This window comes from Marinobacter sp. NFXS11, from assembly GCF_040148675.1.
Taxonomy (GTDB): Bacteria; Pseudomonadota; Gammaproteobacteria; order Pseudomonadales; family Oleiphilaceae; genus Marinobacter.
This window is the reverse complement of the sequence record NZ_JAGDDV010000001.1, coordinates 1,627,901-1,649,529: the sequence shown is the minus strand read 5'-3', so window position 1 is coordinate 1,649,529 and position 21,629 is coordinate 1,627,901. Positions and strand designations below refer to the sequence as shown.

At 58.1% G+C, this 21,629-nt stretch carries 15 protein-coding genes; 12 read left to right on the top strand and 3 right to left on the bottom strand.

All coding sequences use genetic code 11. The features are described 5' to 3' along the window. The first annotated feature begins 25 nt into the window (after positions 1-25). The 7 genes from lpdA (at position 26) to rluB (ending at position 7,475) form a co-directional block, all read left to right on the top strand. Positions 26-1,468 (top strand): dihydrolipoyl dehydrogenase, encoded by a 1,443-nt coding sequence (gene lpdA, locus J3362_RS07695; RefSeq protein ID WP_008174390.1) that lies wholly within the window; start codon positions 26-28, stop codon positions 1,466-1,468. Positions 1,469-1,504: 36 nt separating this feature from the next. Beyond that, a complete protein-coding gene (gene sucC / locus J3362_RS07690) occupies positions 1,505-2,671 on the top strand; it encodes an ADP-forming succinate--CoA ligase subunit beta (protein ID WP_088828553.1) in 1,167 nt (388 codons plus the stop codon). Next, positions 2,671-3,543: a succinate--CoA ligase subunit alpha gene (sucD, locus tag J3362_RS07685; RefSeq protein ID WP_349518983.1), complete on the top strand. Its 873-nt coding sequence runs from the start codon at positions 2,671-2,673 to the stop codon at positions 3,541-3,543. Before sucC ends, sucD begins: the two co-directional genes overlap by 1 nt. A gap of 120 nt (positions 3,544-3,663) precedes the next feature. Beyond that, positions 3,664-4,878, top strand: coding sequence for a tryptophan--tRNA ligase (locus J3362_RS07680; RefSeq protein WP_088828551.1), 1,215 nt, complete (start codon positions 3,664-3,666; stop codon positions 4,876-4,878). A 59-nt stretch (positions 4,879-4,937) separates the two neighbouring features. After that, entirely contained in the window at positions 4,938-5,771 is an 834-nt protein-coding gene (locus J3362_RS07675) for a segregation and condensation protein A (protein ID WP_349518981.1), read from the top strand. 42 nt (positions 5,772-5,813) lie between these two features. After that, the gene (scpB, locus tag J3362_RS07670) at positions 5,814-6,452 is read left to right on the top strand and encodes an SMC-Scp complex subunit ScpB (protein WP_349518980.1); all 639 of its coding nucleotides are present in this window, start codon (positions 5,814-5,816) and stop codon (positions 6,450-6,452) included. 39 nt (positions 6,453-6,491) lie between these two features. Then, positions 6,492-7,475, top strand: coding sequence for a 23S rRNA pseudouridine(2605) synthase RluB (gene rluB / locus J3362_RS07665; protein ID WP_349518978.1), 984 nt, complete (start codon positions 6,492-6,494; stop codon positions 7,473-7,475). Between the two features lie 3 nt (positions 7,476-7,478). On the opposite strand, the gene J3362_RS07660 is transcribed toward rluB, so the two are convergent. Then, positions 7,479-8,405, bottom strand: coding sequence for a GGDEF domain-containing protein (locus J3362_RS07660; RefSeq protein WP_349518977.1), 927 nt, complete (start codon positions 8,403-8,405; stop codon positions 7,479-7,481). Between the two features lie 285 nt (positions 8,406-8,690). Between J3362_RS07660 and J3362_RS07655 the strand changes: the two genes are divergently transcribed. The 5 genes from J3362_RS07655 (at position 8,691) to J3362_RS07635 (ending at position 19,011) form a co-directional block, all read left to right on the top strand. Then, positions 8,691-9,374 (top strand): GntR family transcriptional regulator, encoded by a 684-nt coding sequence (locus J3362_RS07655; RefSeq protein WP_349518975.1) that lies wholly within the window; start codon positions 8,691-8,693, stop codon positions 9,372-9,374. A 1-nt stretch (position 9,375) separates the two neighbouring features. Next, positions 9,376-12,870, top strand: coding sequence for a chromosome segregation protein SMC (smc, locus tag J3362_RS07650; RefSeq protein ID WP_349518974.1), 3,495 nt, complete (start codon positions 9,376-9,378; stop codon positions 12,868-12,870). Between the two features lie 122 nt (positions 12,871-12,992). Beyond that, positions 12,993-14,006, top strand: a complete 1,014-nt coding sequence (gene zipA, locus J3362_RS07645; protein ID WP_349518972.1) for a cell division protein ZipA — start codon at positions 12,993-12,995, stop codon at positions 14,004-14,006. 73 nt (positions 14,007-14,079) lie between these two features. Then, positions 14,080-16,116 (top strand): NAD-dependent DNA ligase LigA, encoded by a 2,037-nt coding sequence (ligA, locus tag J3362_RS07640; protein WP_349518971.1) that lies wholly within the window; start codon positions 14,080-14,082, stop codon positions 16,114-16,116. Positions 16,117-16,260: 144 nt separating this feature from the next. Then, a complete protein-coding gene (locus J3362_RS07635) occupies positions 16,261-19,011 on the top strand; it encodes a hypothetical protein (RefSeq protein WP_349518970.1) in 2,751 nt (916 codons plus the stop codon). Between the two features lie 12 nt (positions 19,012-19,023). Here J3362_RS07635 and J3362_RS07630 read toward each other — a convergent pair whose 3' ends face one another. Continuing rightward, the gene (locus J3362_RS07630; protein ID WP_349518968.1) at positions 19,024-19,656 is read right to left on the bottom strand and encodes a CBS domain-containing protein; all 633 of its coding nucleotides are present in this window, start codon (positions 19,654-19,656) and stop codon (positions 19,024-19,026) included. A gap of 73 nt (positions 19,657-19,729) precedes the next feature. Next, on the bottom strand, positions 19,730-21,628 hold the full coding sequence (gene mnmC, locus J3362_RS07625) for a bifunctional tRNA (5-methylaminomethyl-2-thiouridine)(34)-methyltransferase MnmC2/FAD-dependent 5-carboxymethylaminomethyl-2-thiouridine(34) oxidoreductase MnmC1 (RefSeq protein WP_349518967.1): 1,899 nt from the start codon (positions 21,626-21,628) through the stop codon (positions 19,730-19,732). Position 21,629 lies beyond the last annotated feature (1 nt).

Here is a 21,629-nt window from a genome sequence, read left to right as displayed (position 1 = left end):
AACGAATCGGAAACGGGATAAAAGTATGTCTGATAAGTACGACGTCATTGTCATTGGTGCAGGCCCCGGGGGCTACGTAGCTGCCATCAAAGCGGCACAGCTGGGTCTCAAGACCGCGTGTGTCGAGTCCTGGACTTCAGAAGACGGCAAGGCACAGGTGCTCGGTGGTACCTGCCTGAACGTTGGCTGCATCCCCTCCAAGGCGCTGCTGGAGATTTCCCACAAGTTTGAGGAGTCCAGCCACGATTTTGAGATGCAGGGCATCATTGCCAAGGATGTCAAAATGGACATCGGCAAGATGATGGAGCGCAAGAGCGGCATCGTTAAGCAGCTGACCGGCGGTATCGCAGGCCTGTTCAAGTCCAACGGCGTGACTTCCATCCATGGCCACGGCAAATTGCTGGCCAACCGCAAGGTGGAAGTAACCGACAAGGACGGCAAGTCAAAGACCTACGAAGCCGAAAACATCATTCTGGCCACCGGTTCCAAGCCGATCCAGATTCCGCCCGCGCCCTTCGACGGCGAATACATCGTGGATTCCGAGGGTGCCCTCGAGTTCACCGAGGTGCCGAAGCGTCTGGGTGTAATTGGTGCCGGCGTTATCGGCCTGGAGCTCGGCAGTGTCTGGGCACGCCTGGGCGCGGAAGTCACCGTTCTGGAAGCCCAGGACACCTTCCTGCCGGCCGTTGACCAGCAGGTAGCAAAAGATGCCCTGAAACAGTTCCAGAAGCAGGGACTGAACATCGTCATGGGTGCGCGTATGACTGGCGCGGAAGTAAAGCGCAAGCTGGTGAACGTGAACTATGAAGATTCCAAGGGCAAGCACGAAGCCAAGTTCGACAAGCTGATCGTGGCTGTTGGTCGTCGACCCTACACCGACAACCTGTTGTCGGAAGACTCCGGCGTCCAGATGGATGAGCGCGGCTTCATCTTTGTTGATGACAACTGTAAAACCGAAGCCCCGGGTGTCTGGGCGATCGGTGACGTGGTTCGTGGACCCATGCTGGCCCACAAGGCGTCTGAAGAAGGCATCATGGTTGCGGAGCGTATCGCCGGGCACAAGCCTCAGGTGAACTACGACTGCATCCCGAACGTTGTCTACACCTTCCCGGAAGTTGCCTGGGTTGGCAAAACCGAAGAGCAGATGAAGGCAGAAGGTGAGGAGTACAACGTAGGTACCTTCCCGTTTGCGGCCAACGGTCGTGCAATGGCTGCAAACTCGGCGTCCGGTCTGGTCAAGATCATTGCTGACGCAAAAACTGACCGCATTGTCGGTTTCCATGTAGTTGGTCCCCAGGCCTCTGAAATCGTTGCCCAGGGCGTAATCGCCATGGAATTCGGTTCCAGCGCCGAAGATCTGGCCCTGACCTGCTTTGCACACCCGACTCTGTCCGAGTCCGTGCATGAAGCAGCTCTGGCCGTCGGTGGTGGCGCGATCCATATCGCCAACCGCCGCAAGAAGAAGTAACGCAAACCAGGAATTTTTTAATTCGGGACATTAACTATGAATTTGCATGAATATCAGGGCAAACAGCTTTTCGCTGAATATGGCCTGCCAGTATCCAAGGGCATTGCCTGTGATACTCCGAAGGAAGCTGTAGACGCAGCTGGTGAAATCGGCGGTGATGCATGGGTTGTAAAAGCCCAGGTTCACGCAGGTGGCCGTGGTAAGGCTGGCGGTGTAAAGCTGGTCAAGAGCAAAGACGAGATCCGTGAGTTTGCCGAGAAGTGGCTGGGTCAGAACCTGGTAACCTATCAGACAGATGAGAACGGCCAGCCGGTCAGCAAGATTCTGGTTGAATCCCTCACCGACATCGACCAGGAGCTCTACCTGGGTGCGGTTGTTGACCGTGGCACTCGCCGTATCGTGTTCATGGCTTCCACCGAAGGTGGTGTCGAGATCGAGAAGGTTGCCGAAGAAACGCCCGAGAAGATCCTGAAAGCGGAAATCGATCCGCTGGTTGGCGCACAGCCGTACCAGGGCCGTGAGCTCGCGTTCAAGCTGGGCCTGGAAGGCAAGCAGATCGGTCAGTTCACCAAAATTTTCGTTGGTCTGGCGAAACTGTTCGAAGAGTGCGACCTGGCACTGGTCGAGATCAACCCGCTGGTTATTACCCCTGCCGGCGATCTGCACTGCCTGGATGCCAAAGTTGGCGTCGACGGCAACGCGCTGTACCGTCAGAAGAAAATCCACGAAATGCACGATCCCTCCCAGGAAGATTCCCGGGAAGCGGAAGCGGCCAAGTGGGAACTGAACTACGTAGCCCTCGAAGGCAACATCGGCTGCATGGTCAACGGTGCCGGCCTGGCCATGGGTACCATGGACATCATCAAGCTGTCCGGTGGCCAGCCTGCCAACTTCCTGGACGTTGGTGGCGGTGCAACCAAGGAGCGTGTTTCCGAGGCATTCAAGATCATCCTGTCTGACTCCAACGTCAAGGCGGTTCTGGTCAACATCTTCGGTGGTATCGTTCGCTGCGACATGATTGCAGAAGGCATTATCGGTGCCGTGAAGGAAGTCGGCGTCAAGGTTCCTGTTGTGGTTCGCCTTGAAGGCAACAACGCGGAGAAGGGTACTCAGGTACTCGCCGAGAGCGGCCTGAACATCATTGCCGCTACCAGTCTGTCGAATGCGGCAGAGCAAGTTGTTAAAGCCGCAGGGGGTAAATAATGAGCATCCTGATTAACAAAGACACCAAGGTTATCTGTCAGGGCTTTACCGGCGCACAGGGCACCTTCCACTCAGAGCAGGCGATTGCCTACGGCACCAAGATGGTTGGCGGCGTTAGCCCCGGCAAGGGCGGTACCGAGCATCTGGGTCTGCCGGTGTTCAACACCGTGCGTGACGCTGTTGCAGCAACTGGCGCAGAAGCAACCGTTATCTATGTACCGGCGCCGTTCTGTAAAGACGCCATCATCGAAGCGGCGGATGCCGGCATTCAGCTGATCGTATGTATCACTGAAGGTATCCCGACCATCGATATGCTGTACGCCAAGGAATACGTGGATCGCAAGGGCGTTCGCATGATTGGTCCCAACTGCCCGGGTGTTATTACGCCGGACGAGTGCAAGATCGGCATCATGCCAGGCCACATCCACAAGAAGGGCAAGGTTGGCATCGTGTCCCGTTCAGGCACCCTGACTTACGAAGCGGTCAAGCAGACCACTGACTTCGGCTACGGTCAGTCCACCTGTATCGGTATCGGTGGTGACCCGATCCCGGGCTCCAACTTCATCGACATTCTGGCCCTGCTCGAGAAAGATCCTGAGACAGAAGCCATTGTTATGATTGGCGAGATCGGCGGTACCGCCGAGGAAGAAGCTGCGGCCTACATCAAGGAGAACGTCTCCAAGCCGGTGGTTTCCTACATCGCTGGTGTTACTGCGCCTCCGGGCAAGCGTATGGGCCACGCTGGCGCCATCATTTCCGGTGGCAAGGGTACAGCAGACGACAAGTTTGCTGCTCTGGAAGACGCTGGTGTTCGCACTGTGCGCAGTCTGGCCGAGATCGGCCAGGCCCTGAAGGAAGTCACTGGCTGGTAAGCTGGCCTTCTTTCAGTAAAAACCCCCGTTTCTGCCCTGCAGAGCGGGGGTTTTTTATTTATAATGCCGGGTCGCCTGAACTATGATGGCGGTTCCAATACAAAATAAGGAGTTCGTGCTTTGAGTTCTGTAGATTCCCAGCAAAGGGTTTTGTCCGGCATGCGTCCGACCGGCAAGCTTCACCTTGGCCACTACCACGGTGTGCTGAAAAACTGGGTTAAACTCCAGCATGAATTCGAATGCTTCTTTTTTGTGGCAGACTGGCACGCGCTGACCACCAATTACGACGATCCCTCCGGCATTGAACAGAGCGTCTGGGATATGGTCATCGATTGGCTCGCGGCAGGCGTGAACCCGGGCTCGTCGACGATGTTCATTCAGTCACAGGTGCCCGAACATGCCGAACTGCACCTGCTGTTGTCGATGATCACGCCCCTCGGTTGGCTGGAGCGTGTGCCCACATTCAAGGACCAGCAGGAAAAGCTGCGGGAGAAAGATCTGGCGACCTATGGGTTCCTGGGTTACCCGCTGCTTCAGAGCGCAGACATCCTTGTCTACCGGGCAGGAAAGGTGCCGGTTGGTGCCGATCAGGTTTCCCATGTCGAAATCACCCGGGAGATCGCGCGCCGCTTCAACCATATCTATGGTCGTGAGCCGGGATTTGAGGAGCAGGCGGAAGGCGCCATCGTCAAGATGGGCAAGAAAAATGCGAAGCTCTATCGCAATCTCAAGAGGCGATACCAGGAAGAAGGCGACATGGATGCCCTGGAAACGGCCCGTGCTCTGTTGAAAGAGCAACAGAATATCTCCCTTGGCGATCGTGAGCGCCTGTATGGCTACATTGAAGGTGGCGGCAAGGTGATTTTGCCGGAACCGCAGCCACTGCTGACGCCGGAGTCAAAGTTGCCGGGGCTGGACGGTCAGAAAATGTCCAAGTCCTACAACAACTATATCGGTTTGCGGGAAGATCCGGACAGCGTTGCCCAGAAGGTTCGCACCATGCAGACCGATCCCCAGAGGGTCCGGCGCACGGATCCGGGTGAACCCGAGAAGTGCCCGGTGTGGGGAATGCACAAGATCTATTCCGATGCCGACACCCAGGAGTGGGTGCAGACCGGTTGTCGCAGTGCGGGCATCGGTTGCCTGGATTGCAAGAAGCCGTTGATCGACGCGATTGTCGAGGAGCAGCGGCCGCTCCACGAACGCGCCCGGGAGTATGAGAGCAATCCGGATCTGGTGCATTCCATTCTCCAGGAAGGCCGCGAACACGCTCGCGATGCCGCTCGCGATACCCTTGAGGAAGTCCGGGCAGCCATGGGGCTTCATTACCGCTGAATTCGCAGGAATCGGTGCCGCGCGCATACAGCCGGGGCGCCGATCCGGAGTGAAAGGTTATGACCGAAGAATCCACCGATCAGGCTACGCCCGAAGCTCAGGACGCTGCCCCGGAGCAGTCGCCGCTTGCGCGGGTTTCCGGCAAGCCGGTGGTGGATCTTCCCAAAGACCTGTACATACCGCCGGACGCCCTTGCCGTCTTCCTTGAAGCGTTCGAAGGGCCGCTGGATCTTCTGCTGTATCTTATCCGTCGCCAGAACATGAACATTCTGGACATCGACGTCAGCGAAATTACCCGGCAATACATGGATTACATCGGTGCCGTAGAGTCCATGCGCTTCGAGCTGGCTGCGGAATACCTGGTGATGGCGGCCACATTGGCGGAGATCAAATCGAGGATGCTGTTGCCTCGACAGGAAAGCGATGATGAGGAAGAGGTTGATCCCCGGGCCGAACTGATTCGCCGGCTTCAGCAATACGAACGTTTCAAGCAGGCCGCCGAGGATATTGATGAATTACCACGTCTGGAGCGCGATACCTTTGCCGCCTCGGCCGCCCTGCCCAAGATGCCCTCAAGTCAGCCCCATCCGGATGTAGAGTTGCGGGAAATGTTGCTGGCGCTGCAGGGCGTTCTTCAGCGTGCAGACCTGTTCACCAGTCACCATGTTGAACGGGAAAGGCTTTCGACCCGGGAGCGCATGTCCGCAATCCTGTCGGCGCTTCAGGATGATCATTTCGTGACATTCGAGAGCCTGTTTACGATTGAAGAGGGCCGGCTCGGCGTCGTGGTGACCTTCCTGGCCACGCTTGAGCTGGTCAAAGAGCAGTTGATCGAGGTTGTTCAGGCCGAGGTCTTGGGCCCGATTCATGTTCGAGCCAGGGCAGCCAGCTAGGGCCTCCCAACGTTCAAAGCACGGAAATACGGATTAGACACCATGAACGAAGAACACCTGCTGAGAATACAGGCGATTGCCGAAGCGGCCCTGTTGGCTGCGGGCAAACCTTTGTCTCTCGACCAGCTCCGGGAACTGTTCAGTGAAGAGGAACGTCCCGCGCGCCAGGTGATGGAACATGTCATGGTGCTTCTGGAAGCGGCCTGCGAGGGGCGTGGTTTTGAATTGAAAAAGGTCGCCAGTGGCTACCGTATTCAGGTACGCGAAGAATTCGCGCCCTGGGTAGGCCGGTTGTTCGAGGAAAAGCCCCAGCGCTATTCCCGGGCGTTGCTGGAAACCCTGGCACTGATTGCCTACCGGCAGCCCATCACCCGGGGTGAAATCGAGGACATCCGGGGTGTTACGGTAAGCAGCAATATCATTCGTACGCTGCTTGAGCGAGAGTGGGTGCGCGTCGTAGGACATCGGGATGTTCCCGGTCGACCAGCCATGTACGCGACCACGAAACAGTTTCTGGACTACTTCAACCTCACGGGCCTCGACCAGATGCCGCCCCTGAATGAAGTCCGCGATCTTGAAGAGATCGGCCGGGAAATTGAAAAGAACATGCAGGCGGAGATCGAGTTCGAATCGACGACTGCCCAGAACGACGACGAATCTTCGAGCCAGACACTTCACTGATGCCATTCGGGTGTCAGTCAGATACTAAGGATTGATTTCATGGCGGCAGAACGCCCCAACAAACCAGCCAGGCCAGCCCAGGACAAAGTTAGCCTGGGTGGGCCAGAGCGTATTCAGAAATTGCTTGCCCGGGCGGGCATCGGTTCGCGCAGGGAAATTGAAGGCTGGATGGAAGCCGGCCGCCTGGTGGTCAACGGCCAGCCGGTAGCGCCGGGCCAGAAGGCAACCGTGGAAGACCGTTTCGAGCTCGACGGCAAGCGCCTGGAAGTGTCCGGGGCGGCGGAAGTGCTGCGCCGTGTGCTGATCTATAACAAGCCAGAGGGCGAAGTCACCACCCGAAAGGATCCCGAGGGCCGGCCGACGGTGTTCGATCGTCTCCCGAGGCTCAAAGAGCATCGGTGGATTTCCATTGGGCGGCTGGATATCAACACCACGGGCCTGGTGCTCTTTACCACAGATGGTGAGCTGGCAAACCGGCTGATGCATCCGTCCAACCAGATTGATCGGGAATACGCGGTACGGATCTTCGGGGAAGTGGACGACGCCATGATTGAGCGACTGCTTCAGGGCGTTCTGCTGGAAGACGGCATGGCCAAGTTCACCGATATCTCCCCGGCCGGCGGCAGCGGCATCAATCGCTGGTTTCATGTCACCCTGCTGGAAGGCCGGAATCGGGAAGTGCGGCGGCTGTGGGAATCCCAGGGAGTCCGGGTCAGTCGGCTGAAGCGAGTACGCTACGGGCCGATCTTCCTGCCGAGCAGGCTGACGGTTGGCAAATGGGAAGAGCTGGATCAGAGGGCGGTAGATACCCTGAGTCGGACAGTGGGTCTGGACGCGGTTGAGATTCCGCAGAAAACGCCAAATGAGAAAGCGGCCCACGACCGCCAGAGGCGGAAAAGCCCTGGCCGGTCCGGCAAGAAGACCCCCGGCAACAAATGGGCTGTCAGCGACACCAAACCTGCCAAACCGGCCGGGCGTGCTTCCAGGCCAGATAGAGCCAGAAGTAAGACGCCCCGGGGCTGATCGTTACGAAATGGTGGCAAACACCCGGGTGCAATTCCGGCCCTGGTGTTTGGCACGGTAAAGTGCCTCGTCTGCCCTTGCCAGCCACGCTTGGGGTGATTCTTTGGGCAGGAAGGTGGCAACGCCGCAGCTGGTCGTTATCTTCAGCTCTTTCTCTCCGCCATCCACCCGAATGGCCGCTATGGCCTCACGAACCCTTTCTGCCACGTCTCTGGCATCCTGTTCCGGGGTGTGCGGCAACAGAATGGCAAACTCCTCGCCACCAAACCGGTAAACGGTATCGGACGTTCGAACAGAGTTTTCAAGTTCGGCGGCCGCGATTTGCAGTAGATGGTCTCCCACCACATGGCCATGCGTATCGTTGACAGCCTTGAAATGGTCGAGATCGCAAAGTATCAGCGAGTAGGGCTCGCCATGTCGCTCCGACAGCAGGCTTGAGCGCTGCAGGGCATCGTCCAGGGCGCGCTTGTTGGGGATGCTGGTCAGTGAGTCGGTCAGCGAAGCCTGCTCAATGGCCACGTACTGGCAGGCGTTGCGAATCGGGCAGATCGCCGCACTGAGAATCATCTCGACGCCTTCCAGTTCCTGTTCCGAGAATCTCTGGCGGCGTTGAAGAGTGAGAGTTCCGTAATTGATCCCTTCCAGGCTTAGCCGGTATTCACACCGGTGAGGGCCGCCCATGCCAGTGGCGTAGACGAAATCCTGTTTGCCAATCCGGTGACGATAGTTAAGAGCAGTGAATGGGACAATGGCACCCAGCTCTTCGGCCAGAATCGCAAGCTGTTGTTCCAGCGACAGCGTGGTGGACAGACGACGGGTCAGCCTGGTGAGCACATCCGGCGTGTTACTCCACTCCTGATGTGCCTGACGCAGCGCAGCCAGCTTCTGGGGCTGGGCGGGAGACTGCTTGATCGACGGTATGTTTTTCACTACGGTTCACTCTGTCGCAGAAGTTTACAGTGCTTTGCTTGTCCAAAGCAGAAACCGTGCCTAATCAATAAAAGTCAATAAAAACATATATTAATAATGCTAAGGTCATTTAAATTCTGCTTTTCCGGCTGCAGTTCACAGACGGTCGTCAAAAAACCGGCAGTGAATTGCCGCGACTTTTTCTGAGCTACGCAAAATGTCAGACAAGGGGTGGGGCTATAGATTCCCTGTGGTAAACTTCTGCGTTTGAAATCGTGCCGTCTTCAGGAATGAGTGACCAACTTTATGAGGTTTCAGGCCCCGGAAAGTCTGTCTGAACAAATTGCCCAGCATCTGGGGCAACGAATCATCACGCGAGATCTCAAGCCCGGCGAACGCATTCAGGAATTGAAGGTGTCGGGAGAACTGAATGTCAGCCGTGGCTCCGTTCGGGAAGCACTGCTCATTCTGGAGCGCCGCCATCTGATCGAGATTTTCCCCCGGCGGGGTGCGGTGGTCTCCAGCCTGACGCCAGAAAGCGTCAACAGCCTCTACGACATCTATATCGACCTCCTCTGCATGCTCGGGCGCAAGGTACTTGAGCGCTGGTCTGGCAGGGAGCTTGACGGTGTCATGGGCCAGGTCCGTGAATTGCAGGCAGTCATTGATGCCCTGAACGCCACCAGCGCCGACGCCGCCGAGCAGGTCATTGATGCGGGTTTCGGGGTGATGCGTTACGCCTACGGCCTGGTCGAGAACCCGTTTCTGGAAGAAACCCTCGAGAATTTCCGCCCGGCCATCAGCCGCACCTATTTTGTCGCGCTGGAACACTTCCGGGAAGAAATTGGTGAAACTGCCACCTTCTTTCGGCAGCTGGCGGATGCCGCCGTCAACGACGAAACTGAGCGGCTGCAAGCCGTTATCCAGGCCTTTGGGGAGCACCAGCGGCAGCAAGTGTTGACGATCCTCCGGCAGGAAGCGGGCGCCTGATATGCGGCTGAAGTCCATCAAACTGTCCGGCTTCAAATCGTTCGTAGATCCCACCACGGTTCCGTTCCCCTCCAACATGACGGCCGTGGTCGGCCCCAATGGGTGCGGCAAGTCCAACATCATCGATGCGGTGCGTTGGGTCATGGGGGAGAGCTCCGCCAAGTACCTGCGTGGCGAATCCATGACGGACGTTATCTTTAACGGTTCCAGTGCAAGAAAGCCTGTGGGACAGGCCTCCATCGAACTGGTGTTTGATAACAGCGATGGCTCCGCGCCCGGTGAATTCGTGAAATTCAACGAAATCTCCGTTCGTCGCCGGGTTTCCCGCGAAGGGCAGTCCGAGTACTTCCTGAATGGCTCCAAGTGTCGCCGCCGTGACATTACTGATCTGTTCCTGGGTACGGGTCTGGGTCCGCGGAGCTACGCCATCATCGAGCAGGGCATGATCTCCCGGTTGATTGAGGCCAAGCCAGAAGAGCTCCGGATCTACATTGAGGAAGCCGCCGGTATATCGAAATACAAGGAGCGGCGCCGGGAAACGGAAAATCGTATCCGTCGCACCCAGGAAAACCTGGAGCGGCTGACGGATCTGCGGGAAGAGCTTGGCCGGCAACTGCAACATCTTGAACGCCAGGCGGCAGCGGCGGAGAAGTACAAGGCCTACAAGCAGGAAGAGCGCCAGAAAAAAGCCGAACTGACGGTGCTTCGCTGGCAATCCCTCGACAATGACCTGCAAGCCTGGCGCGGCAAGATCCGGGATACCGAACTCGAGCTTGAGAAATACCTCACCGAGCGAGTCAGCCTGGAGACCTCCCTGGAATCCCTGCGAGACAACCATCACGAACGCACCGAGCATTTTAACCGGGCACAGGCCCGTTATTACGAAGCCGGTGCCGATATCGCCCGTATTGAGCAGAGCCTCGAGCACCAGCGTGAACGCAGCCGGCAAATGGCGGCTGAACTGGACCAGGCAATGGCCAACCAGCGCGAACTGGCCAGAGAACTGGAGCAGGATGAAGACAAGCTTGCGGGTATTCAGGAAGAACTCGACATGATGGAGCCCGAGCAGGAAGCGCTGGCAATACGCTCCGAGGAGTCTGGAGAGAAGCTACAGCAGGCCGAAGACGCCATGAGCGACTGGCAGCACCAGTGGGAAGACTTCAGTGCCCGTTCATCGGACGCGCGGCGCCAGGCAGAGCTGGCCCAGTCCAGAATCCGCTCGCTTGAGGATGCCATTGAGCAACTGCTGGCCCGCCAACGCAAGCTTCAGGACGAACAGGAATTGCTGGAAGGTCAGATGGACCGCGCCGAGCTTGAAGAGCTGCTGGAACAGCAGGAAACCCTGGAGCTGAAGCGCGAAGAGGCGGCCGAACGGATTGCATCAGTTCAGGACGAGCTCTACGAAGCCCGGCAGCAACAGCGTGATGCCGAGCAGGCGCTCTCTGAAGAGCGCCAACGGGTGCAGAGCCTTCGTGCCTCCCTGGAGTCCCAGCAATCCCTTCTGGGCGAGCAGATGGGGGCCGGGGATGACGTTCTGCAATCCTGGCTGTCACAAAACGCCCTCAGTGATATGCCCCGGGTGGCCAGTCAGCTTCAGATTACCGATGGCTGGGAGTTTGCTGTCGAACAGGTTATCGGGCGTTTTACCCAGGGCCTCTGCCTTCCCGATCTTGATCAGCTCTCATCCGCAATGAAAGAAGCTCCAAAGGGGTTGGCGCTGGTGGAGGCTGAAGCCACAGACAGCAATGAGCTTTCCGGGCTGGCGGTCAAGGTATCCGGAGTGCCGGGAATTGCCTCGCTGCTTCGCGGCATCGACACTGTGGAAACTGTCTCTGACGCCATGGGTATGCGAGCGGGGCTTCGGGACGGTCAAAGCCTGATGACACCCGAAGGCGTCTGGGTATCCCGGGAGTGGGTCCTGATGCCGGACTCTGACGCCGGCCAGGTCGGGGTGATTGAGCGGCAGAAGAAGGTGACCGAACTGACCTCGCAACTGGCCGAGGCGGAGGAGGCGCTGGAGGCGGCTACCGAACGGCTGGAAGAGCTTCAGGAACGGGCAGAACGCTCGGAAGCAGCCCGGGATGAGTCGCAGACCCGTCTGAGCGAGGCAGATCGTGAACTGAGCACCCTGGGGTCCAGGGTTAGTGGCCTGCGAGCACGTGCCGAGCAGATTGATGCCCGGCTGCAGCGAATCCGGGATGATATCCAGGACGTGTCCGAAAACCTCGAGGGCCAGAAAGACAGCCTGCAGGAGACCCGTGAAGAATGGCAACTGGCGCTGGCTTCCACCGAAGACAGCGATGAAGAGAAAGAGCGGTTGCTGGAGCAGCGGGACACCCTGCGCGAGAGCCTCGACCGGCTTCGCCAGGAGGCCCGGCACGACCGCGACCACGCGCATCAGCTGCAGCTCCAGCTGCAGACCCTGAACAGTCAACGTGACGGCCTCAGGCAGACTATTGATCGGATGCAGTTGCAGAAGGAGCGAATCGACGAGCGCCTGGAGATTCTGAGGGAATCCCGGGAAAGCGCCGAAGAGCCCATCGAGGACCTGCAGATGCAGCTCGAAGGGCTGCTGGACCGGCGATTGGCGGAAGAGGAAAAGCTGGGTGCTGCCCGTGACGCCCTGGAAGAGATCGATCGGGAAGTGCGGGAAAAGGAGCAGGGCAGAAGCGGAACTGATCATCACATTCAGGAAGTCCGGTCCCGACTCGAAAAACTGAAAATGGAGTCCCAGGCTCTGGAAATCCGTTCCGGGAACCATATCGACCAGCTCAAGGAGCTGGACGTAAAATTGCAGGAGATCCTCTCCCAGTTAGCTGAGGGCGCGAACGAAAAAGACTGGGCAGACGAGCTGGAGCGAATCGGCAATCGAATTCAGCGCCTGGGCGCGATTAACCTGGCGGCCATCGAGGAATATCAGGTTCAGAGTGAGCGCAAGACCTACCTGGATTCCCAGCATGAAGACCTGATGGAAGCCCTGGAAACACTGGACAACGCCATACGGAAGATAGACCGGGAAACCCGGCAGCGTTTCAAAGAAACCTTTGACCAGGTGAACGGTGGTCTGCAGGCTCTGTTTCCCAAAGTGTTCGGGGGCGGGAACGCTTACCTGGAGCTTACCGGTGAGGATCTTCTGGAAACCGGCGTTGCGATCATGGCGCGGCCGCCCGGCAAGAAGAACAGCACCATTCACCTGCTGTCAGGCGGCGAAAAGGCCCTCACGGCGATCGCACTGGTGTTTTCGATTTTCCAGCTTAACCCGGCACCCTTCTGTATGCTGGACGAGGTGGATGCGCCGCTGGATGATGCCAACGTGGGCCGCTATGCCAACATGGTCAAGGAAATGTCCAAGCAGGTTCAGTTCATCTACATTACCCACAACAAGATTGCCATGGAGATGGCGGATCAGTTGATGGGCGTAACCATGCATGAACCGGGGTGTTCGCGCCTGGTGTCGGTCGATGTCGACGAGGCAGCGGCTCTCGCAGAGGCTTGAGGCTGTTCAGAATTCAGGCGACCATGACAATAACGCCATCTGGCCCGGGTGTGCGTTGTATTCATTACGGGCTTTTCTTAGAGTAGCAACGTTACAGGATCTGCAAACAGGACAGCAGCACTATGTCACTTAGGGAATGGTTAATTGCCATCGGTACCCTGGTTATCATCGGCATTGTCATTGATGGCGTGCGCCGCATGCGGCGTGCCCGGAAGGAATCCATGGCAATCTCATCGGGTATGGGCGCCGATGAGCTCGAGGATTCACCACTTGATGACGAGTACAACCCGGAGTTGCCGAACGGGGGCGCACGAACCATCTCCCGCGACACCCTCGAAGAGCGGGGCTATGTAAAGCGTGAAAAGACCAGCCGATTTGGTTTTCCGAAACCCAAGCCGACCCGCCCGGTAACGGCCGCTGCAAAGGAAGAACATCGAGAGTCGCCAGAACCGGATCTGCATACGGAACCGGAAAGCGAACCGGTCGCCGAATATCACGATGAGCCTGTTGAGTCCGATACCAATTTCGGGTTGTCCAGCCAAGAGCCTGAAGAAACCGAGCTCGAATCAGGTTGGGGGGCCATCGAAGATGAGGTTGAAGCAGTCCCGCCTACGGTGACAACCGAAGTAGAGGAAGATACAGCACGGCGTGAACCTTCCCGAGCGGTCAGTGGTCAGCCTCTGGCAGGTGCGAATCGCCCTGAGGCCCGGGAAGTGATTGTGATCAACGTCCTGGCCAAGAGCGGTGAAGACTTCAAGGGGCTGGCCCTGAAGAAGTTATTCGAAGCCTGTGGTCTGGAGCATGGTGATATGGACATTTATCACCGACACGAGGAGTCCGATACCACCAGTCCGGTCCAGTTCAGTGTTGCCAATGCCGTGGAACCAGGCACGTTCAAACCGGGCGATATGCCGGCCCTGGCCACGCCCGGTATCAGTTTCTTCATGAGTATGCCCGGGCCCACCAATGCGCTGCAGGCGTTTGACTTCATGCTTGAGACAGCTCAGGCCGTGGTTCGTAACCTTGGCGGCGAGCTAAAGGATGAGCGCCGCAGCGTGATGACCCCTCAAACAATCGAGCACTGCCGCCAGAGGATTCGGGAGTTCGAGCGCAAGCAACGTTCCCACCGAGTCTGAAACCAGGCGGTATAAGACGGCCAGATGCCCGGTTTGTTCCGGGCATTTTTTTGAGAAACGAGAGTGCCAGTCCATGAGCAAAGCCACGCCCGACATCATTCAGCGTGTTGAAGAACTCCGTTCGGCGATTGATGACCATAACTACCGCTATTACGTGCTGGATGACCCGCGTATTCCAGATGCGGAATACGACAGGCTGTTCCGGGAATTGCAGGCCCTGGAAACCGATTATCCGGAGCTGGCTTCGGACACATCCCCCACGCGGCGGGTTGGCAGCGCTGTGGAAACCAGTTTTGAAGAGGTGGTTCACCGGCTGCCCATGCTGTCGCTGGACAATGCTTTCAGTGAGGACGAACTCCGTGACTTTGACCGGCGGGTAAAAGATCGGCTCGGTATGAGTGAAGATGTTGAGTATGTCTGTGAACCCAAGCTGGACGGGCTGGCGGTGAGCCTGCACTACGAGAATGGCGCCCTGACTACCGCCGCCACACGGGGGGATGGCTATTCCGGGGAGGACATAACCGCCAATATCCGAACCATTCCCTCAGTGCCGCTGAAGCTCCGTGGCGATGACGTGCCCGATCTGGTGGAGGTCCGCGGAGAAGTCTATATGCCGAAGGACGGTTTCGAGCAACTTAATCGCCGCCTGGCGGAGCGGGGCGAGAAGACCTTCGTTAATCCCCGTAATGCAGCGGCCGGCAGCCTCCGGCAGAAAAAGTCGACGGTAACGGCCAGGCGCCCTCTCGAAATGTGCGCTTACAGCGTTGCGGTAACCGATGAAAGCCTCTTGCCGGATACCCAGTGGGAGGGGCTCAAGAGGGTCCAGAGCTGGGGGTTTCGCATAAATCCCGAGATGCGCAAGGCCAGGGGCGCGGAGGAGTGCCTTGAAGCCTACAGCGAGCTGATGGACAAACGGGACGGTCTCCCCTACGAAATCGACGGTATCGTTTTCAAGGTGAACCGGCTTGACCAGCAAAAGGCCCTGGGCTTTGTATCCCGAGCCCCCCGGTGGGCGATTGCCCACAAGTTTCCGGCTCAGGAGGAACTCACGGTTATCGAGGACGTGGAATTCCAGGTCGGTCGTACGGGCGCGGTTACCCCGGTTGCCAGGTTAAAACCCGTGTTTGTGGGCGGTGTGACGGTGAGCAACGCCACCCTCCATAACATGGACGAAATTCGCCGCCTGGATGTCCGTATCGGCGATACCGTGTTCATTCGCCGCGCCGGTGATGTGATACCGCAGGTGGTTAAAGTGGTGGCCGAAAAACGCCCCTCGTGCGCGCGGGAAGTGGAATTGCCCCGACAGTGCCCGGTGTGTGATTCGGATGTTATCCAGATCGAAGGCGAAGCCGTTGCCCGCTGCTCCGGCGGCCTGTTCTGCCCCGCCCAGCGAAAGGAAGCCATCCGCCACTATGCTTCACGGAAAGCCCTCGACATTGAGGGCCTGGGTGACAAGTGGATCGACATCATGGTGGATCAGGGCATGGTGGAAACCGTCGCCGACCTGTATCGCCTGACCACCGACGACCTGGTCAAACTTGAGCGAATGGGGGAAAAGTCGGCCGCCAACCTGGTTGCTGCAATTGATCGGGCCAGGGAACCGGTTCTGTGGCGTTTCCTGTACGCGCTTGGTATTCGTGAGGTGGGTGAGGCCACTGCCAAGGCCCTCGCGGGCCACTTCGGAACCCTGGAGGCCATTGCCGCAGCCGATGAGGAGAGCCTGCAAACTGTACCCGACGTTGGGCCGATTGTTGCGGGTCATATCCGTAGCTTTTTCGAGCAGACCCACAATCGCGAAACCCTGGATGCCCTGCGTGAAGCCGGTGTGAAGTGGCAGGAAGAGGAAATCCAGCAGGGAAGCAAACCCCTGAAAGGCCAGACCTGGGTGCTGACCGGTACGCTTTCCGGAATGACCCGGGACGAAGCCAAAGAGAGGCTGGAATCCCTCGGTGCCAAGGTGGCCGGCAGCGTTTCCAAAAAGACGGCCTGCGTGGTTGCGGGTGAGGCCGCCGGTTCCAAACTGGCCAAGGCTGAACAGTTAGAGGTGCCTGTTCTCGATGAAGCCGGCCTGGTTGCGTTGTTGGAAGAGTACGGTCCGGGCGCAGGCTAACCGAATCTGAGAACTCGCGCAGATCCCCTGCGTATCAAATTGGCTACCATGGCGTTGTTCTGTAACGGTGTGTAAACCGCGCGGTGTTCATGTTTCATCCGGGCGGTCGCTGCCATAACAACAACGATTGAAACGGATTTTTTCATGGGCGCCGATTTAAACTCCCGCATTCATTCTGTTCGCCAACTTGTCGTTCTGGTCCTGTTTTGTCTTGGGCTGTCTGCCTGTAAGACCGAAAAAGATCCTGATCAGCCGACCATTCTTGGCGTTCCCCCGGTGTTTGCCTATCTCGGCGTTGAATACTCATACAATTTCGGGGCCTACGGTGGTGAGGATATCCTCGACTACTCTCTCACCAACGCGCCGTCCTGGCTGGCGCTCGAGGACACCAGTAACAAGGCCCGCCAGGGCATCATTATGCGCGGCGTTCCCGGCCTCACCGGCGGTAGCAGAGGCGAGGCGGATCTGGGCAAGACGGAAGGCATCAACCTGGTAACAACTGACGGCCGGATGGCAGGCGCACAGCCGTTCGATATCGATGTGAAGTACAACGTCATGTCTCTGGATGCAGAGCCGTTTACAGAAGGAGAAAGCCCGGAAATCCCTGTCAGTAATCGTGAACAGTGCACTTTGCCCGATCTGGATACCGAGGGTGAGCACAGCTTTACCATCAATCTCTACAACGATGACGGCTCCGTATCCGGTACCAGGGATCTGACACTTCCGACGCGCCGCGTCTTCGTCAAGGTTACCCTGGATCAACCGTCGGTAACCCGGGTAGCGGTAGCCTTTGAGCTTTTGTCTGACTATGACGCATCCAGCTGCGACGTCGGATTCTCGCCTCCACATCAGAATTGCGATTACAGTGCCTCTAACGCAGGTGACGCCATCCTCGGCAAGGACATTGTCGGGTTGGGGAGCAACAGTTCAATGCCTCGCGATGAGGCGGGGGAAAGCGAGCTGGACTATATCGATTATGAGCTTGATGAACAGGGTTTCTATACGCGCGGCGTGATCACACTCGATCCGGGTATTACCGAGTGCTATCTGCCATTGGAGGTGGTCGAGGACAGTTTTGCGGAGCCCGTGGAATCCCTTCGCCTGGCACTGACAGAGGTGCGATCTGGTCTTGCGGGTCTTGGAAGCGGTAACGGTGGTGTCGTTACCAATTTGTCCATTCAGGACAACGAACCGGTTCTGTCGCTGGAAACTGTAAACGGTGGCGGCAGGGACACTCTGAACGTTGGTGCTGTGCGTGAATACCTCGCCAGACTTTCTGGAGAGAGAGACCGGGATATTTTTGCCAAGCTCAGCCACACCGAAGACTCCACCGCACGCCTCGAATCCGAGTTCGTTATCGAGCGCCTGCAAGACGGAAACTGGGTTGAGAATGACGAACTGGTTTTTCCAGAGGGGACCGATGAAGTGCCTTTTCGGATACGGGTACCGGAGGCCGGCTATGCCAATCCGGCCTTCAGCGACCGGTTTATCCTGCTGGGCCTCAACGCGAACTTCCAGGCCGGTCGCGAGGATTATGCCCGGGCAGAGACTGAAAACCTGATCCGGATCAGCCTCAACGAGCTGACCTCTCCACTCGCTCTGAACCCCGGTGATGGCTTTGTTGCCACAGACATCTCTATGGGCCATGACGGCAGACTGTTCGTTGCCGGCTACGACACCCAGGATAACGACAGGGTTCTGGTGCGGATTTTTGACCAAAGAGGCACCCTGTTGCAGCAGGCTGACATATCCTCCGCCAGCGACAGCCTGAGCGCTCCGGATCCGGTCATTAACGTGGTGCAGCGGAAGGTGACCCAGGGTGGGACCAAGGTAGACCGGTTCGAATTTGTCGTTGCCTACAGCACCGATCAGTCGGTGGCGGGAACGTCCGGTCTTGGCGGTCTGGATTCAGTGACATCGCTTTACTGGTTTGATTCCGCCACCAACGGTGGCGAATACGTTCCCACCTGGACCATCCGGACCGGAACGGATGCTGATGATCAGGTTCGCTGGGCCGGAATCAACCGTGACACCGGCTATGTCATCCTGGCCGGGGAAACGGAAGGTGTGTTTGATCAGCAGCAGGGATCGGGCGGCAGGGACAGCTTCCTGCAGCGAATTGATACCGAACTGGACGGCAACACGCAGCAGCCTGCGGTTGCCTGGACCCGCCAGGCCGGCTCAGCAGCCGATGACCGTGTTGCCGGCGGCAGCACGGAATCTGTTAACCCCGGATTGTTTGGTTCGGCCGCGGGATCTGTGGAAGGGGCTTCAGTCATTGGCGGCATTGATGCCTTCTTCTTTAACGCCTCCAGTGCCACCAGCGAACTTGATATCAAACAGGTTGGCACCACCGGCGATGAACCGGTTTCCAACGGACTGTATACCGGTAGCACGCTCTGGCTGATTGGTGCCAGCGATGGATCCTATTCTGTGCTGGAGCAGGACGAGGAAGACCCCGTTCTGGAGAGGGAGGCGCTTTCCAGTGCTGCCGGGTTCCTGCTGGGATATTCCGCCGTTGGGAATGTCAGTCGGGCCTTTACCCTGAATGACGAAGACGACCAGTCCAGTGAGGCATTTTTGGGGTTGGTTGCTTTCGATGGCGACATGGTTTTGGCCGGTACCACAAACGGTGACTTTGCCAGAGGGGGTGTGGTGTCCGGAATGGAGCAGGGCATCGCTGCCCGGGTATCGCTGGTTCCAGAACCGGAGACGGAAGGTGAAGAGTCAGAATTCAGAAGCAACTGGCGCTACCAGCTTGCCGCCGATGACTCTGCAATACTGGATCTCGAAAATTACCGTGATGACGAAATACCGGCATTAACCCGCATAGGCAGTAACTGGTATGTGCTTCTCTTCAGTCCAGAGGGAGAACTGTTGACGCCTCTGAATTAGGCAATGTGGGAACTACACCGTTCCCTGGTGGCGGCCGGCGCTGGCATAGAGTCGCAGGTAGTCCGTGCTGGTTACAATTCCGGAGGCGGCGCCTTTCGCATCTACCACCAGGGCTGCGTTGAGCTGGTGGGCCAGCATAAGCCTGGCGAGCTGGTGGGCATCGGTTTCGGGTGAGGCTGTCAGGAAGGCGGGCAACTCGATGTGAACCAGGCTCTGGCTCATGGCATCGGCTTCATTCTCGTGAAGCCAGCCCAAGAGCCAACGCAAATCGACAAGGCCAGCAACGTTGTTATCCGCCATGATCACAAGGTGATGAACCTGGTGCTCGTCCATGACGGTTAAAGCCTCAGAAATGGTTGCAGACGCCGGAACGGAATACAGGGTTTGAGACGAGATGCTGGATACCGGCAGATACGGGCGGTCTTCGCGGCGCTCGCCAGCGGCCGCAGCGCCGTATTCCTCCAGTGCTTTGTAGCGACCGGCATTGGCGGCCTGCTGGAACTCGGCGTCCGTTGCCTCACTTCGGCCAGGATTGATGCTCTGGGTTTCTGCCAGCTCTGTGACGTCGCCCACGGGCCTTGCCCGGAAGGTTTCCGGTAGCCGGGTTCCGACCGGGCGGCCGGGTTCGCTGACAAAAATGGCCATGGGTTCTCTCCGTGACTATGCCACCATTTCAGTGGTTATCGGCAGTCTGACCGGAAACTTCAGCTGGAGTTTATTACGAAACCACCACATCCGTCTGGTATAGGCGTCGGGTTTCAAGGCGTTTGGCCAGGTTCGCGGGAAGGCAGGGCGGTTGTCCGGTAAGCAGGTCGGCCAGATACTCGGCCAGGAGCGGCGCGTAGGTCAGTCCTTTGCTGCCAAGGCCAGTGAGCAGGTAAAGGTTATCGAGATCGTCGCCCTCGCCGTCGAAAACGGGTCCGGCCACCGGCTGGTAGTCATGGGTGGTACATCGGAAGGCAACCCGGCCACTCAGTTCCTCGCCACGAAGCGAATCGCTTTCACTGGAAAACACCTTAGGCAACATCGAGCCGAGTTCGTCGATGTTCTCGTTATGACTTTCCACGGTGGCCGATGGGTTGTTATCGCGCAGGTCAAAGGTTGCGCCGGTGACCGCAAACTCGCCCATTGCAGGGTTGAGATACCGGTTCCCACAGATAACGGCCGTTGGGCCTCTGAGAGCTGTGGCTGGCAGGTGGCTAACCTGGCCACGAATGGCTTTCAGCCGGAAACGACCCTTTGTCGGGATAAGCTCCGGGCTGAGATGGCCCGAGCAGATGACCACCCGGTCGGCCGCGATCGATCTGTTGTCGACCGTCGAAATGTTCCATGTTCCATCCGAAGGCCGAAGGTTGTTGACCTCGCTATGGAACAGCGTGGATATCAGCGGGTGGTCTGCCAGTTCCTTGCAAAGGTTTGCGGGTTCGAGCCAGCCACTGCGAGGAAACCAGAGCCCGGCGGATTCCGTGGGCACGCCTGTCAGGGCGCTGGCCTGTTCCGGGGTCACCGGGTAAAAGATACTCCGGGGATAGTCGTTCCTCTGGAGAAACCTTCGCTGCCGGTCCGCTTCCTGAGGGTTGTGGGCCAACTGTAGCAGGCCAGTCGGATGCCAGTGCTGATCGCGCCAGTTTTGGTAGAAACGCTGCGCGAACGTGAGGGCTGTGAGCGCCAGCTCGGTCTGGTCGTTGAACTCTACGCCCAGTTTCACATACAGAGCGCCCTGGGCATTGCCTGAGGCTGCTGCTCCGGGGCCATGGGCGTCAATCAGTGTTACCGGATAGCCCCGGTCTGCCAGGTTTCTCGCCAGTGCGCAGCCGGCAATGCCGGCGCCGATGATTGCGATGGATTTCTGTTTGTCGGTTGGAGCCGTACTGATTGGTACGGGGTTCTCCGAGACGAGAGCGCCTTTCAGCATATCCCGTTTGCGACCGTATCCAGCAGTTTTTTCCATCCGGAATCCGGCCTCCACCAAAGCCCGACGAATCCGGCCAACGGAGGTAAAGGTCGCCAGGGTTGTGCCCGGCCTGCTGTGCGCACGGATCTTGTTGATGATGTTTTCCAGCCACATATCCGGGTTGCGGGACGGGGCGAAACCGTCCAGAAACCAGGCGTCGGCGTGAAAATCGAGGGATTGCCAGGCCTTGGTGATGTCGCCGAAAAACAGCGTCAGTCGAACCCGCCCCCCGGCCAGGACGAGCCTGTGCACTCCGCGCACCAGAGGTGGGTAATGCAGAAGCAGTTCGTCGGCCAGCGCAGCCAGTTCGGGCCACTGTGCCAGGGCCCGGGCCAGGTCCTCGTGGGTGAGGGGGAAACGTTCAACGGAAACGAAGTGCAGCGTCGCCGCATGGGCCGGAGCGTGTCGCTGCCAGGCTTGCCAGGCAGCGAGAAAATTCAGGCCGGTTCCAAAGCCGTTTTCGGCAATAACGAAATTGCCGCCCTCGGGAATCTGTGCGAAACGTTCGGGCAACTGGTTGTGTTGCAGGAAAACGTAGCGTGTTTCCTCGAGCCCATTGTCACGGCTGAAATAGACATCGCCGAACCGGATGGACTCCGGGACGCCGTCGTGCCAAGCCAGTTCAGCGGGCTCTATTTCGGGCGGCAGGGGATCACGGTCCACG

Bases quoted from the DNA above. Each gene is read 5' to 3' on its own strand.
- lpdA (WP_008174390.1), top strand. From the start codon at position 26: ATGTCTGATAAGTACGACGTCATTGTCATTGGTGCAGGCCCCGGGGGC.
- sucC (WP_088828553.1), top strand. From the start codon at position 1,505: ATGAATTTGCATGAATATCAGGGCAAACAGCTTTTCGCTGAATATGGC.
- sucD (WP_349518983.1), top strand. From the start codon at position 2,671: ATGAGCATCCTGATTAACAAAGACACCAAGGTTATCTGTCAGGGCTTT.
- J3362_RS07675 (WP_349518981.1), top strand. From the start codon at position 4,938: ATGACCGAAGAATCCACCGATCAGGCTACGCCCGAAGCTCAGGACGCT.
- scpB (WP_349518980.1), top strand. From the start codon at position 5,814: ATGAACGAAGAACACCTGCTGAGAATACAGGCGATTGCCGAAGCGGCC.
- rluB (WP_349518978.1), top strand. From the start codon at position 6,492: ATGGCGGCAGAACGCCCCAACAAACCAGCCAGGCCAGCCCAGGACAAA.
- J3362_RS07655 (WP_349518975.1), top strand. From the start codon at position 8,691: ATGAGGTTTCAGGCCCCGGAAAGTCTGTCTGAACAAATTGCCCAGCAT.
- smc (WP_349518974.1), top strand. From the start codon at position 9,376: ATGCGGCTGAAGTCCATCAAACTGTCCGGCTTCAAATCGTTCGTAGAT.
- zipA (WP_349518972.1), top strand. From the start codon at position 12,993: ATGTCACTTAGGGAATGGTTAATTGCCATCGGTACCCTGGTTATCATC.
- ligA (WP_349518971.1), top strand. From the start codon at position 14,080: ATGAGCAAAGCCACGCCCGACATCATTCAGCGTGTTGAAGAACTCCGT.
- J3362_RS07635 (WP_349518970.1), top strand. From the start codon at position 16,261: ATGGGCGCCGATTTAAACTCCCGCATTCATTCTGTTCGCCAACTTGTC.
- J3362_RS07630 (WP_349518968.1), bottom strand. From the start codon at position 19,656: ATGGCCATTTTTGTCAGCGAACCCGGCCGCCCGGTCGGAACCCGGCTA.